This is a genomic window from Thermomonas sp. (genome assembly GCF_035369645.1).
GTDB lineage: Bacteria > Pseudomonadota > Gammaproteobacteria > Xanthomonadales > Xanthomonadaceae > Thermomonas.
In genome coordinates this window covers 43,708-58,480 of the sequence record NZ_DAOOUM010000008.1, presented here as the reverse complement: position 1 = coordinate 58,480, position 14,773 = coordinate 43,708, and the positions used below count along the sequence as shown (strand labels likewise).

At 61.6% G+C, this 14,773-nt stretch carries 12 protein-coding genes and 1 pseudogene; 3 read left to right on the top strand and 10 right to left on the bottom strand.

Going from position 1 to position 14,773, the window contains the following annotated elements; translation table 11 throughout:
• The 3 genes and pseudogenes from PK789_RS02890 to polA form a co-directional block, all read right to left on the bottom strand.
• A pseudogene (locus PK789_RS02890) lies at window positions 1–566 on the bottom strand (hypothetical protein); the annotation flags it as partial.
• The gene (locus PK789_RS02885; RefSeq protein WP_324306890.1) at window positions 563–2,425 is read right to left on the bottom strand and encodes an autotransporter assembly complex protein TamA; all 1,863 of its coding nucleotides are present in this window, start codon (window positions 2,423–2,425) and stop codon (window positions 563–565) included. The pseudogene PK789_RS02890 and the gene PK789_RS02885, both read right to left, overlap by 4 nt.
• A gap of 370 nt (window positions 2,426–2,795) precedes the next feature.
• Window positions 2,796–5,558, bottom strand: coding sequence for a DNA polymerase I (gene polA, locus PK789_RS02880; protein ID WP_324306889.1), 2,763 nt, complete (start codon window positions 5,556–5,558; stop codon window positions 2,796–2,798).
• A 62-nt stretch (window positions 5,559–5,620) separates the two neighbouring features.
• Between polA and PK789_RS02875 the strand changes: the two genes are divergently transcribed.
• The 3 genes from PK789_RS02875 to PK789_RS02865 are packed head-to-tail and all read left to right on the top strand — an operon-like array spanning window position 5,621 to window position 9,203.
• Window positions 5,621–7,462, top strand: coding sequence for an ABC transporter ATP-binding protein (locus PK789_RS02875; protein WP_324306888.1), 1,842 nt, complete (start codon window positions 5,621–5,623; stop codon window positions 7,460–7,462).
• Between the two features lie 60 nt (window positions 7,463–7,522).
• Window positions 7,523–7,804, top strand: a complete 282-nt coding sequence (locus PK789_RS02870; protein WP_324306887.1) for a DUF2782 domain-containing protein — start codon at window positions 7,523–7,525, stop codon at window positions 7,802–7,804.
• 10 nt (window positions 7,805–7,814) lie between these two features.
• Entirely contained in the window at window positions 7,815–9,203 is a 1,389-nt protein-coding gene (locus PK789_RS02865) for a phospholipase D-like domain-containing protein (protein WP_324306885.1), read from the top strand.
• A 32-nt stretch (window positions 9,204–9,235) separates the two neighbouring features.
• Here the strand turns inward: PK789_RS02865 and PK789_RS02860 are convergent, their stop codons facing one another.
• The 7 genes from PK789_RS02860 to PK789_RS02830 form a co-directional block, all read right to left on the bottom strand.
• Window positions 9,236–9,682, bottom strand: coding sequence for an excinuclease ATPase subunit (locus PK789_RS02860; RefSeq protein ID WP_324306883.1), 447 nt, complete (start codon window positions 9,680–9,682; stop codon window positions 9,236–9,238).
• 56 nt (window positions 9,683–9,738) lie between these two features.
• Entirely contained in the window at window positions 9,739–10,980 is a 1,242-nt protein-coding gene (locus PK789_RS02855) for a beta-ketoacyl-ACP synthase (protein WP_324306881.1), read from the bottom strand.
• The gene (gene fabG, locus PK789_RS02850) at window positions 10,977–11,729 is read right to left on the bottom strand and encodes a 3-oxoacyl-ACP reductase FabG (protein ID WP_324306880.1); all 753 of its coding nucleotides are present in this window, start codon (window positions 11,727–11,729) and stop codon (window positions 10,977–10,979) included. Before fabG ends, PK789_RS02855 begins: the two co-directional genes overlap by 4 nt.
• Window positions 11,726–12,205 carry a hotdog family protein gene (locus PK789_RS02845; RefSeq protein ID WP_324306879.1) on the bottom strand — a complete coding sequence of 160 codons (480 nt, stop codon included), beginning with the start codon at window positions 12,203–12,205 and terminating at the stop codon, window positions 11,726–11,728. The genes fabG and PK789_RS02845 overlap by 4 nt, the downstream gene beginning before the upstream one ends.
• Window positions 12,202–13,428 carry a beta-ketoacyl-ACP synthase gene (locus PK789_RS02840; protein ID WP_324306878.1) on the bottom strand — a complete coding sequence of 409 codons (1,227 nt, stop codon included), beginning with the start codon at window positions 13,426–13,428 and terminating at the stop codon, window positions 12,202–12,204. The genes PK789_RS02845 and PK789_RS02840 overlap by 4 nt, the downstream gene beginning before the upstream one ends.
• Entirely contained in the window at window positions 13,425–13,979 is a 555-nt protein-coding gene (locus PK789_RS02835) for a DUF3261 domain-containing protein (RefSeq protein ID WP_324306876.1), read from the bottom strand. Before PK789_RS02835 ends, PK789_RS02840 begins: the two co-directional genes overlap by 4 nt.
• A partial coding sequence (locus tag PK789_RS02830) for a class I SAM-dependent methyltransferase (RefSeq protein WP_324306874.1) occupies window positions 13,979–14,773 on the bottom strand: 795 nt, incomplete at its 5' end. The genes PK789_RS02835 and PK789_RS02830, both read right to left, overlap by 1 nt.

Below are 14,773 nucleotides of genomic sequence, written 5' to 3'. Positions count from 1 at the left end.
CCCGGATCCAGCCGCACACCACCGCGCACACGCTGCAACAGAATTTGCGGCACGCCTTCTTCAGCGATGGCGAGGCGATCCATGACGATGGCATCGACGTGCACATGCACGGGCACATCCAGCATGGGCAGGACATCCGGCCAGCGCGGCAGCTTGAACGGTGCATCATCGCGCGGCAGGTCCAGCCGGGCATCGGCAAGACGCAGGCTGTGCACGCGCACGCTGCGAGTCAGCAACGGCAGCAGCGCCGCCTCCAGCGTGAAGGTGCCGGCATCCAACTTGAGCGTGCCCATGGCACATGCCGCCTGCGCGGTTGCCACGCAGTCACCATCCCGCTGCATTGGCATGCGCAGCTGCACGCCACGCAAGGTCAGTGGGCCGGCCAGATGGCCCTTGGCCTGCGTCCACGTCAGCGTACTGCCGGCGGGCAACTGCGCCACCGCCTGCCGCAGCAGCAGGTCGCGGCCACTGGCGGTGTACAGCAGCCACCCCAGCAGCGCCGCTACCGCCAACCCCAACAGCAGCAGCATGATGCCGGCACGTCGCCAGCCTACGCGCAGGCTCACAGGTCAGCCCCGATATTCAGATGCAAGGTGAAGGGGGATTCGGGGCGGTTGAGGCCACGGGCGATATCAATACGCACCGGCCCCACCGGCGAGCGCCAACGCAAACCGATGCCGACGCCGGTATGCAAATCGGCATTGCGGCCATTGAACGCGCTACCGGTATCCACAAACACCGCCGCGCCCCACGGGCCATTGAAATAGCGCTCGTACTCGGCACTGGCGGTGATGACATTGGTGGCCCCCACCGCATACGGCTGGCCCAAACTATTACGAATGCGCGGGCCGATTTCGCGCCAGCCATAGCCGCGCACGCTGCGATCACCGCCGGCGAAGTAACGCAGGCTGGGCGGCAGATCCAGCAACGCGCCGGTGAAGGTGCGGCCGGCTTCGCCGCGCAAAATCAAACGGCTGTCAGCACCCCAGCCATGAAACCATTGCGCGCTGGCATGCAGTTGCACAAAGCCCGCGCCATTGCCCTTGCCACCGCGCACACTCAGGCTGCCGCCAACGCCTCGGCGCGGGGCCAGACGGTTGTCCACATCGATGTAGTCGGCACGCAACGCCGGGAACGCAAAACTGGCGTACTGGTAACTACCCACCGGTTTGTTGAGGGTGAAATACGACCAGCGCTCGCGCAGCACATGCGCCGAGGCGACGAGGTTCAAATGCGCGCTGTATTGCCCGCTGCGACTGACCACAAATTCCAAGCGGCGGTTATCCAGCGAATCGGTTTGCTCGTCTGCTGCCTGCAAGCTGGCGGTGTACCAGCCATCGCGCCACAAAAACGCCGGCACCCGATATTGCACGGTCAAGGTCTTACGGGTATTGGCCCAGTCGATCTGCGCCAGCGCCTTGTGCCCGCGCTGATTGAGATAACGGCGCTCGATGCCGGCGCTATACCCGGCACCATCGCGGGTGCCATAACTCAGACCCAGACTGTAAATGCTGCGCGGTGCCGGGCTCAGATTGATCTGCACCGGCACCTGTTTGTTTTGCGCGGTTTCCGGTGACGCACTGACGTCCACCAGACCAAAATAATCCAGCGCAACCAGTGACTTGCGCAGGCGTTCGAGTTCGGCGGCATCATACGCCGCGCCGGGCGTCCAGCCCACCAGCTTGCGCAGTACATCCTCATGGATGATGGGCGTGGGCGTCTGCACAAATTCGGCCTCGCCCAAGCGGTAACGCGGCCCACTGTTCCAGCGCAGGTCGATAGCGGCCGCGTGCTGGGCGCGGGTGACCTCGACCTGATGGCGAATGAAATCGGCATCAAAATAACCCTGCGCCGCCAGCGCCCGGTTGACCCGGGTTTTGCTGGCCTCGTACAGACTGTGCTCCAAGACCTGGCCAAGCTGCGGCACAAACAGCGCCAATGCCGCACGCACTTGCGTGTTGTCGGCAGCGGCACCAACGACATCTACGGTGCGGCTGCGTACCTGCACCGGCAGGCCGGGGTCGATGTGGATGCTGACGGTCAGCTGCGCATCTGTGGTGTCGGTGCGGGCGGTCGCAGTATTGGCATCTGTATCGGAATTTGTCTCGGAATCGCTTTCGGCACCATCCGCTGCCACCGCGCCGCGATCGCCGCGCTGGATTTGGATCACCGGCGCGTAATACCCAAACGGCTCCAGTGCCTCACGCGCCTCGGTATTGGCCCGATGCAGCAAATACGCCAGCCGCCGCTGACTTAGGTCTTTACCCACTGCATCTTGCAAGGACAGCGCACTGCGCACGTTATCGGCCAACCGCGCATCGCTGACCCCGTGGATGTCGATACGGGTCACCGTGACCGCAGTTGCAGGCAGCGCCGCAAAGCAGAACAGCAGCACGGTGAAGAGGCGATTCAGAGAACAAGGCATCTGGGCAGGATAACGAGCATGCGCCGATTGGCAATCCAGTCCGCCGGACCTTATTTCGCGCGGCGGATAGCTTTCCAAAAAAAAGCTCCGCAGCCAGGGGGGGACTGCGGAGCCGGGGGAAGGCCGGTTGGGGAGAACCGTTGCCTTCCGGTGATCACCACCAGGGGAGGGGTTGTGATCGCAACAGGCGTTGCACCTGTTGCGTGTATAAGACCACGTTTTACCTTGCTGGTTCGTGAAGATTTTAGTTAAAAAACTGTTCGGTTCACGAATCATTCATTGCGCGGGCAACTATCTATTCGAAAGCATTGTCAGGCAAAGCTTTCGACTGCTTCATCCGCACCCGATTTTGAACGAAAAATCGCCACTTTCAGTGCGCCTGATCCCAGTTTTGACCGCTGCCGCAATCCACCACCAAGGGCACCCGCAACTGCGCCACTGACGTCATCAAGGTGGGCACGTGTTGCAATAGTTCCGGGGCAAAGTCAGCGTCCACTTCAAATACCAGTTCATCGTGTACCTGCAAGATCATCAGCGCGCGCTGGCGATGATTGTCTAACCATGCATCCACCGCCAACATCGCGCGCTTGATGATGTCGGCGGCGGTGCCCTGCATCGGCGCATTGATCGCCGCGCGCTCGGCCCCGGCACGTTGCGCGGCATTGCGCGAGTGGATGTAGTCCAACTGCAAGCGCCGGCCAAACACGGTCTCGACATAGCCCTGCGCATGCGCCTGGGCGCGGGTGCGCTCCATGTAGTCGCGCACGCCGGGATAGCGCGAAAAATACAGCGCGATGTAGTCCTGCGCTTCGCCCCGGCTGATCCCCAATTGCCGCGCCAACCCAAACGCACCCATGCCGTAAATCAAGCCAAAGTTGATCGCTTTGGCGGCGCGGCGCTCATTGCTGCTGACCTCGGCCATGGGCTTGGCAAATACTTCGGCGGCGGTGGCGCGGTGGATGTCGGCACCTTGCTCAAACGCGCGCACCAAGGCGGCGTCTTCAGACAGGTGCGCCATGATCCGCAGCTCGACTTGCGAGTAGTCGCAGGCCACCAGGATGCGCCCAGGCGGGGCCACAAACGCGGTGCGAATGCGGCGGCCGTCTTCGCTGCGAATCGGGATGTTTTGCAGGTTGGGATCAGACGATGACAAGCGCCCGGTGGCCGCACCGGCTTGGTGGTAACTGGTGTGCACACGGCCAGTGTGCGGATTCACCATCTCCGGCAATTTATCGGTATAGGTGCTGCGTAGTTTGGCCAGCCCGCGATATTCCAAAATGATGCGCGGCAATTCGTGCTGATCAGCAATCGCTTCCAGCGCTTCTTCATTGGTCGAAGGTGCACCGCCCGGGGTTTTCACCAGTGCCGGCAACTTCAATTCATCAAATAACAATGCACCCAGTTGTTTGGGCGAATCCAGATTGAAGCTGCGCCCGGCCAGTTCGGTGGCGCGTTGCTGCGCGGCCAACATGCGCCGCGACAGTTCCGCCGATTGCTTGCGCAAGGCGTCGATGTCGATCAACACGCCGTTGTCCTCGATCCGCGCCAACACCGGCACCAAGGGCATTTCGATGTGCCGATACACCGCTTGCAGGGTCGGCGCGGCGGCAAGCTTTTCATGCAGCACCCGATGCAGACGCAGGGTGATGTCGGCGTCCTCGGCGGCATAGCGGGTGGCGTCTTCAAGACTGACTTGGGTGAATGCGATTTTCTTCGCGCCCTTGCCGGTCACCGCGTCGTATTTGATCGTGATGTAACCCAAATGCCGCTGTGCCAGCGTGTCCATATCGTGGCGCGCGATGCCTGCTTCCAGCACAAAACTTTCCAGCATGGTGTCATCGGCATAGCCCTGCAGGTCCACGCCATGCCGCGCCAGCACATGCAGGTCGTATTTGCCGTGCTGGCCAATTTTGGGTTTGCCCGGATCAAGCAATAGCGGGCGCAACGCTTGCAGCACCATTTCGCGTGGCAACTGCACCGGCGCGCCGGGGTAGTCGTGCGCCAACGGGATGTAGCAGGCCTTGCCGGGTGTCACGCTCAGGCTGATGCCCACCAAATTGGCTTGCAGGGGGTTCAGCGAATCGGTTTCGGTATCGATCGCGAACGCATCGGCGGCATGCAACCGCGCCACCCATGCATCCAATTGCGCAGGCGTCAGCACGCATTCGTATTCACCCGCTGCCGATAGCGCTGGGTCAATCGCGATGGCGGTGGTGGGCAGTGGTGCCAACAACCCACGCCCACTGGCGCTGGGCAGTTTGGCCTGCGCCGCAATGGATGATGCAGCCGTGCCATCCAATTCCTTGAGTGCTTGATTGAAGCCGTAGCGCGTATACAGGCCGCGCAATGCCTCCACATCGCGCGCGCGCAGGGCCAATTCCGCCGGCCCCTGTTCCAGCACCACATCGGTCTTGATGGTGGTCAAATCACGATTGAGCGGCAGCCGTGGCAGGGCTTCACGCAGGCTCTCGCCGATCTTGCCGCCGATCTTGTCGGCGTGCGCGATCACGCCGTCCAGCGTGTGGTATTCGGCCAGCCATTTGGCCGCAGTTTTCGGCCCGCATTTGGGCACCCCGGGGATGTTGTCCACGGCATCACCCATCAACGCCAAGTAGTCGATGATTTGCTCGGCGCGCACGCCAAACTTGGCGATCACCGCCGCATCCGAATCCAATTTGCTACCGCTCATGGTGTTGACCAAGACCACACCGGGGCGCACCAATTGCGCCATGTCTTTATCACTGGTGGACACCACCACATCCATCCCTTGCGCCGCACCTTGCAATGCTAGTGTGCCGATCACGTCATCGGCCTCGACCCCGGGCACGCGCAATATCGGGATGCCCAGCGCCGCCACGATTTCCATCATCGGCGCGATCTGCGCACGCAACTCATCCGGCATCGGCGGGCGCTGTGCCTTGTAGTCGGGGTACAGCGCATCGCGGAAGGTCGGCCCGCTGGCATCCATCACAAATGCAATGTGTTCGGGCGCGTCTTTCAAATGCCCGCGCAACATATTCACCACCCCAAACAACGCCCCGGTTGGCTCGCCCTGCGCATTGCTCAGCGGCGGCAGCGCGTGGAAAGCGCGGTATAGGTAGGACGATCCATCAATCAGTACGAAACGTGTCATAGCAGGGATTCTACGCGGTGCGGCGCTGGCACAATGCCCCATCGCCTTATCAAAAACTGCCCATGCTGCGCTGGTTTGAAACCCGCCTCGACCCGTTCCCGGATACGCCGCCCACACAACCGCCGGGCACGTTGTATGCGTTTTGCCGGCACTTCACCCGCGGGGCAGAACGTTGGTTGTTGCTGATGGCGGCAACATCGGCGGCGTTCGCGCTGGGCGAGGTGGCGCTGTATGCGTATGTGGGCACCTTGGTAGATCGCATGAACACGCTGGGCGTGGGGGCGTTTATCGCGCAGGAAGGCCCGCGCCTGTGGTGGATGGCGGCCTTGGTGTTGGCGTTGTTGCCGCTGCTGGTGTTGTTCAATTCCACCGTGCAGCACCAAACCTTGCTGGGCAATTTCCCGATGCGCATCCGCTGGAATGTGCACCGCTATTTGCTGCGCCAGTCGATGGGATATTTCCAAGACGAATTTGCTGGGCGCATCGCCACCCAATTGATGCAGACCTCGCTGGCGGTGCGCGAGGCCGTGGTCAAGCTGTTTGATATCGGCAACTACGTGCTGGTGTATTTCGGCGGCGCGCTGCTGGTGGCCGCCAGCGCAGATGCTCGGCTGATGCTGCCGTTTGTGGGTTGGCTTGCCTGCTATGCCTTGCTGATGCGCTGGTTTGTGCCGCGCATGGGGGCGGTGTCGCAGCGCCAAGCCGATGCACGCGCGCAGATGACCGGGCGCATCGTGGACAGCTATACCAATATCGCCACGGTCAAACTGTTCTCGCATTCGCAACGCGAGCAAGCCTATGCGCGCGACGCGATGGCGCGTTTTTTGCACCCCGTGTATGCGCAGATGCGCCTCGCTACCGTGGCCTATAGCGTGCTCTACACACTCAATATGCTGTTGTTGTTTGCGGCAGGTGCATTGGGCATTTGGCTGTGGCTGCACGGGCAGGCCAGTGCAGGTGCGGTGGCGGTGGCACTGGCCTTGGCACTGCGTTTTTTGGGGATGTCGCATTGGATCATGTGGGAACTGTCTGCACTGTTTGAAAACATCGGCACCGTGCACGATGGGATCAGCTCGATTGCCCTGCCGCCCACCGTGGACGATGCGCCCAACGCGCCGGCACTGGCGCAGGTGCGCGGCGATATCCGGTTTGAAAACGTCAGCTTCCACTACGGCAAAGGCAGCGGGGTGATGCAAGATTTCAACCTGCATATTGCGCCCGGCGAAAAAATTGGCGTGGTGGGCCGCAGTGGTGCGGGCAAATCGACCTTGGTGAATTTGCTGCTGCGCTTTCACGATGTCGAAGCCGGCTGCATCCGCATCGACGGCACCGATATTGCCTCGGTGCAGCAAGACTCGCTGCGTGCGCAGATTGGTGTGGTCACTCAAGACACTTCACTGCTGCATCGCTCGGTGCGCGAGAACATTCTGTATGGCCGCCCCGATGCCAGCGACGCCGAACTGCATGCCGCCATGCGTCAAGCCAATGCCGATGCTTTCATCTTGCAACTGGCCGACAGCAAAGGCGGGCGCGGCATGGATGCGCAAGTGGGCGAGCGCGGGGTGAAGCTGTCCGGCGGCCAGCGCCAGCGTATTGCGATTGCGCGCGTGCTGCTGAAGAACGCGCCCATCCTGGTGTTGGACGAAGCGACCTCGGCGCTGGATTCGGAAGTGGAGGCGGTGATCCAGGAAAATTTGTATCGCTTGATGCAAGGCAAAACCGTGATTGCGATTGCACACAGGCTCTCCACCATCGCCGCGATGGATCGGCTGATCGTGATGGATGCGGGGCATATCGTTGAAACCGGGACGCATGAACAACTGCTGGCCAGTGGCGGCTTGTATGCACAATTGTGGCAGCGGCAGTCGGGCGGGTTTTTGGACGCCCTCCCCAGTCAGTCTTGATCAGAAAATCGCGCAGCTTGAATCGCGCATACTTGCAGCACATCCACATCGAGATTTGCCATGCGCAGCCTAGTTCCGCTCGCTCTTGCCATCAGCCTGACCGCCTGTGCCACCGCCGCCCCCGAAGCCATGCTGGCCAAGGATGCAGTGCCGGCCACGCACACCGAAACCAATGGCGATGTCATCACCGAATACCGCACCGGCAGCCGCCTGACCATGGTCAAAGTGGTGCCGTTTCGCGGCGCGACCTATTACATCTACGACCGCAACGGCGATGGCGTGATTGACGAACGCGACGCCAAAGGCGGGCCGATGACGTACTACAAATTATTCAGCTGGTAAGGCCATCCCCATGTTGCCGGCCCTGCCACCGCTGCAACTTTGGCATGGGCTACCCCTGCTGCACGCGGCGGCGGTGGCGCTAGGTTTGTTGCTGTATGTAGTGCTGACCCATTCCGGGCGGCAACGGCGCACCCCATCTGCGGCGATGGCGTGGGTGCTTGCACTCATCGCCTTCCCCTATCTGGCGTTGCCCATTTACCTGGCGCTGGGCACGCGCAAATTGACCCACCGTGCGCAGGCGCGCACCGGCCCGAGCGGCGGCATCACATTGGATGCAAGCTGCGGCATCGACCTGCCGCCCGCACGGTATTGCACAGCCTTTCAGCTGCACTGCGATGGCGAACAGGCACTAACGCACTTGCTGGATTTACTGGCGCGCGCACGCCACAGCATCGATATCGAGATGTTCATCTTTCGCGATGACGCTGTTGGCGCACGCATCACCTCCAGCTTGGCGGCGGCGGTACAACGTGGCGTGCAGGTGCGCATGTTGCTGGATGGCGTGGGTGCGTTCATTGGCCATCGCCACATTCGCCGCGTGCTCTGCGCCGCCGGCGTGCAACTGCGCTGGTTTTCGCCGCTGCGTTTACATCTGCGGCCACATTTTGGCCGTGGCAATCTGCGCAATCACCGCAAACTGGTGCTGGTGGACGCGCACACGCTGTGGAGTGGCGGGCGCAATTTTGCATGCGAATATTTTGGCCCGGCCACCGACGCCGCAGCATGGTGCGACCTGAGCTTTTGCATCGAGGGCGGCATCGTGGCCGACGCCATGGCCGGGTTTGCGCACGACTGGGCGATGGCGACGTCTGCGCCCCTGCCAAACACGCACATCCCCACCGCTGCCGCAACCGCCAACACTGGCGTGTTGGCGCAGCTCTTGCCCAGCGGCCCAGACCGCCGCGAAGACACCGCCTACGCGCTATACCTCAGCGCGTTTTATCGCGCCAATACGCGGATCTGGTTGGCCACGCCCTATTTCGTTCCCGACGATGCCCTGCAACAAGCGTTGTTGCAGGCAGTGCGCCGCGGTGTGGATGTGCAGCTGTTACTGCCGATGCGCAGCAATCACCGCATGGCCGACATCGCCCGCGAACGCAGTCTGCGTGAGCTCGCCGCCGCAGGTGTGCAGATCCATCTTTTCCGCAACATGCTGCACGCCAAGCTGGTGTTGATCGATCACAATTTTGCCAGCTGCGGCTCGATCAACCTCGATGGCCGCAGCCTGTTTTTGAATTACGAACTCAACACGTTGTTGTTCGACGAGGCTGCCATCCACCAATTTTCCCATTGGTTTTGCCAGCAACGCACCAACGCTACCGCGTACAACATTCGCGCACCCGGCTGGCTGCGCGATGTGGGGGAAGGCATGGTGCGAGCGCTGGGGTTTCAGTTGTAGTCGCCCAGCGTCATCACCATGCCAATCGGCCATTACTTCACCTTGGCGTAGTTACCTTTCAAGGCAACGCCGGCCACAAATGCACCGGCATAACATTCGTAATTGGTGGCACTTTTGAATTCATTTTTCTTGTAATAGCTAACGATATCCACCACCGCATTGGCACCGCGCTGCTTGGCGCTGTCTTGAAATGCCTTCAGCGCGGACAGTGCCGCCCAACGACACGCTTCTTCATCGGATTTATTGGCGGCATTGGTCTTGCGGTTGCTGACACCGCTACCCATTTTGCTGATGACGGGCGCACCTTGCCCGGCCAGATAAAACCGCACACTGCCGTCGATACCGGCCTCTTTGGCCTGCGGCGAATTGACCAACTCTTGCAGTGGCAACTCCATGCGCGAATTCCGCGCATCGGCACTGGGCACGACGGCCAACAAGGTTGCGAAGGTGGACAGTGCAGCTAACGTAAGACGATTCATGCAGCGGTTCCTTGTGGTGGTGAACAACGGTGATGCGCTAACAGCTTGCCGAAGGCCTAGCCATGCCAGCGTCGAAAAATCAGCGAGGTATTGATGCCGCCAAACGCGAAGTTATTGCTCATCACATACTCGGTTTGCAGCGTGCGGCCACAACCGGTGATGTAGTCCAGCTCGGCGCAGCGCGGGTCCACTTGGGTCAGGTTCAAGGTCGGCGCAAACCAGTCGTTGCGCAGCATTTCAATGCTCATCCACGCTTCCAGCGCGCCGCAAGCACCCAGGGTGTGGCCCATATAACTCTTGAGTGATGAAAACGGCATGCGCGCGCCAAACACGGCGGCGGTGGCATTGGATTCGGCCACGTCACCGTGATCGGTGGCGGTGCCATGCGCATTGACGTAGCCGATGGCCTCCGGCGGCAGGCCGGCATCGTCCAGTGCCAAACGCATCGCAATCGCCATGGTGTCTGCGCTGGGCTGGGTAACGTGCGCGCCATCGCTATTGCTACCAAAACCCACCAACTCGGCCAGGATATTGGCCCCGCGCGCCTGCGCATGCTCAAGGTCTTCCACGATCAAGGTGCACGCGCCTTCACCCAATACCAAACCATCGCGGTTGGCATCGAATGGGCGCGGGGTCAGCTCGGGCTCGTGGTTGCGCACACTGGTAGCAAACAAGGTGTCGAACACCGCCGAGGCAGTGGCGTCCAATTGCTCGGAGCCACCGGCCAACATCGCCACTTGTTTGCCGGCACGCACCACTTCATAGGCGCTACCAATGCCCATGCTGCCGGAAGTGCAGGCGCTGGAGGTGGTAATCACGCGGCCAGTCAACCCAAAAAACACCCCGATATTGACCGGCGCGGTATGGCTCATCATCTTGATGTAGGTAGTGGCATTGATGCCTTCGGTGGTGTGCTGATTGAGCATCCGCCCAAAGTCACCCATCGCCGAATGGGTACCGGCTGACGAACCATTGCTGACGCCCACTTTGCCGCTTTGCAAAATGGGGTCACCCAGCAGGCCGGCATCGGCCAAGGCCAGCTCGCTGGCACGCACCGCCATCAAGGCCACCCGGCCCATGCTGCGGGTGGTCTTGCGGTTGTAGTGCGCGGGTAACTCAAACGCGGCGGCAGGCGCGGCCAGCTTGGTGTTCAGGCCTTCGTAAATATCCCAAGCATCCATTCGCTGCACTGCATTGCGGTAACTGCGCAACTGCGCTTGCACACTGGCCCAGTCGTTGCCCAGCGGGCTGATGCCGCCGGCCCCGGTGATTACCACGCGACGTTCACGCTGGCTCATCCCACCATCCCCCCATTGACCGAAATTACTTGGCGGGTGATGTAAGCGGCGTCCTTCGATAACAAAAACGCCACGGTGGCGGCGACTTCTTCGGCTTGGCCCAGACGATTGGCGGGGATCAATTTCATGGCGTGTTCAATGACGTCGGGGTTAAGCATCTCGGTGTCGATCAAGCCCGGTGCCACACAATTGACGGTGATGGCGCGGCTGGCCAGCTCCAGCGCCAGCGCCTTGGTGGCACCGATGATGCCGGCCTTGGCGGCGCTGTAATTGGTTTGCCCACGGTTGCCCACTAGCCCCGACACCGACGACAGGGTAACGATGCGGCCAGGTTTGCGCCGGCGCACCATCGGCATCACTAGTGGGTTGAGGACGTTGTAGAAGCCATCCAAATTGGTATGCACCACGCGGTCCCAGTCGTCGCCGCTCATCGCCGGGAATGCCGCATCTGCGGCAATGCCGGCATTGCAAACCACGCCGTAATAGGTGCCATGCGCTTCGATATCCGCTTGCAAAGCGTGTGCCGTCGCGGCACGGTCACTGATATCGAAATGCAGCACCCGCGCCTGTTGGCCCATGGTGTGGATGTGTGCGGCCACGGCTTCGGCTTCGTCCACGCGGCTGCGGCAATGCACAACCACATCAAAGCCATCTTGCGCGGCCCGCAGGGCAATCGCCTTACCAATGCCACGGCTGGCCCCGGTCACCAGCACCGTGGCGGCTGTTTGCGTGTCCTCGCGTCCCTTCATGCCTTCGTTTCCAAATAAGCCGCCGCGTCCGGTGGCTCAAACACCGAGATATTGGCCGCTGCCAGTTCCATATCGCCTTGCAAAATACGGCAGGCGAACACCCCTAGCCCATTGTCGCCCATGAGCTCGCGGCGCGCCTCCACCCGCAGCACGTGGCCGCAGGTAAACATCGGCACATGGCTTGCATAGCGGCGCGTGCCCAACAAAAACCCCAGCGGCGGTGGCAGCCCGCGCATGCGCGCTTGGCAACCGGCCCAACACGCCACCGCCTGCGCCATATATTCAATCCCCACATAGGCCGGCACGCCGCCATCCACATGAAAGGGGCCATCGGCGGGCACGCACAAGGTCACCGTGATGCTGTCGGCATCCCATGCCAGCACCCGATCCACCAAGCGCATGCTGGCGCGGTGCGGCAAGACGTGTTCGATATCGCGAATCGGCGCACCCAGCGTCAGCATCGGGATGTCCATCATGCCGCCGCCAAGACCAGCGCGGCATTGCTGCCGCCAAATGCGAACGACTGACTCAAGACATAACGCAACGGCTGCGCGGCGCGGCGGCCGGGGGCGATGAAATCCAAGGCCGGCACGTCCGCATCGGCCTGCCCATCCCACCAATGCGGCGGCAATATGTGCTGCGGATTGTGCGCCAGCGTCAGCCAGCACAGCCCCGCCTCGATCGCCCCGGCCGCCCCCAGCGTGTGCCCGGTCAATGGCTTGGTGGAACTCACCGGCACCTTGCAGCCCACGGTGGCGGCCAGTGCGCGGCTTTCCATTGCATCGTTCAACGGCGTGGCGGTGCCGTGCAGGTTGACGTAGTCGATCTGCGCGGGCGTGATACCGGCGCGGGCGATGGCGTGTTCGATGGCGGTGATCGCCCCCAGGCCTTGCGGATCCGGAGCCGACATATGGTGCGCATCGGCGCTCTCGCCGCAGCCGGCCAGTTGCACCGGGCCCGGTTCGCGGGTCAGCAAAAACAAGGCTGCGCCTTCGCCGATATTGATCCCGCAGCGATTGCGCGAAAACGGATTGCAACGCGTGGCCGCAACCGATTCCAACGCGCTGAAGCCCTGGATGGTGAACGCGCACAGCGAATCGGCACCGCCGGCGATCACCGCATCCACAATCCCCGCTTGCAGCAGCCGCGCGGCGGAGGCCAACGCCTTGGCGCTGGACGAACACGCGGTGGACAGCGTCCACGCCGGCCCACGCGCGCCAGAAATCTGCGCCAAAAATCGGGAAGGTGCACCGATTTCTTGCTGCGCGTAGTGAAAGTCAGGCGGCCATTGGCCCTGCGCCAACTGCGCAGGCATCGCTTGCTCGGCCTCGGCAATCCCCGAGGTGCTGGTGCCTACGATCACCGCCACACGCTGCGCACCAAAGCGCGCAATCGCCGCATCACAGGCCGCACCGATCTGCGCATGCGCCATCCGCAACAACGCATTATTGCGGCTGCGCAATGGTAGCGATACATCGTCCATGGCGGGCATCGCTGCGGTCACCGCACCCAAGGCCAATGCGCGACCAGGGGTGAACTGATCACTGCTGGCAACCCCGCGCGGCGCATCACTGGCAAACAATGCCGCAGCCACCGCCGGCACGCCCACACCCAATGCACACACGATGCCCAATTGGTTGAGGTACACCGGCGCAACGCACATGCCGGGATGCATGCCGGAACGGATGCCGGGACTCATGGTGCGGTCTCCGCGTCGGCGGGAGCTGATGCAATCTCCAGACGATAGCCTTCGGCGCGGTTGTCCAATTGCAGATGGCTGGCGTCCACGCGGGTGAGCAGTAGCCATGCCTGGCCATCGTGCAACAAGGCGCGGGTATTTCCTTCTTCTTGTAACGACCAGTGCGTCGGCAACACTGCACGAATGGCAGTCGCCGGCCACAACGCAAATTGCAGGTCATCCAGCACCCGCTCGCCACGCACTGCCGCAGGCAGCCACGCCGCGCGTTGTTGCTGCAGGGTCTTGCCATCCCACCGCAAACGCACGCCGGCTTGCCCCAAAGCCTGCACCACCAGCCTGACCTCCTGCGGATCAACCTCCAGCAACGCATCCAGCGTGCGCGCCTGGTTGCCGAAGTGGAATTGCAGGCGTTGCTGCAGGGCCAGTGTTTGCCCCAACGTGGCCGGTGCCAACTTCAAGGGCGGCAATGCAATGGCGGGTTTGCGCGGCGCATGCATGCACGCCGTCAGCAACAGCAATACCGATACAGCAAGCGCGAATAAGCGTGGCATCAGGCGGCCTTCATCACCTTGGTCAAGGTGTGGCTGATCCCCACACCGTCGATCTCCTCAATAATCACCAGTCCGGCTTGCGCAATGCAGTCACGCAACACTTGCGAGTGATACATCTGGCTATTGCCGTTGGCCATGCAGGTGAAATAGAGCGAGGTTTGCTGCAGGCAGAACGCGGCATTTTCAAAGCGCTGGCGATCCCAATAAGTTTCCATAATGAACAGCCGCGTGCCGGCGGTCATCACCGCAGCGGCTTTGCGCAGAATCATCACAATTTCTTGTTCCGAGAAGCAATCCAGAAACTGGCTCATCCAGATCACATCGTGACCGCCCGGCAACGCGGCATCTGGCTGCAAGATATTGATGGGGTGATCGTGCACCCGCGCCGTGAACCCGCGCTGCGCAATTTTCACCCGTGCTAGCGCCAACTGGCCGGGCAAATCGCATAGCGTCACTTCTACATTCGGGTTGTATTCGGCACAGGCCAGTGCCCATTTCCCGGTATTGCCCCCCACGTCGAGCACGCGGCCAACCGCTTCGGAAAAAATATGCGGCAACACGGTTTGGAATGAATTGTCCGAATAAAAATGATCGAAGCCAAGCCAGCTTTCACGCACATGTTCCGGCAACGTAGACAACGCTTCGTAAAATGTATTGGCAAACGGATTCAATGTTTTCAAGCCCGCCGGGCGGCCTTCACGCAAGCTGTCTTGCAGATAGAACAGGCCCTGATAATTGACGTCGTGACTGAAGTCCATGTTGACGCGGGTCATCGCATCGTTTTGCAGATACCA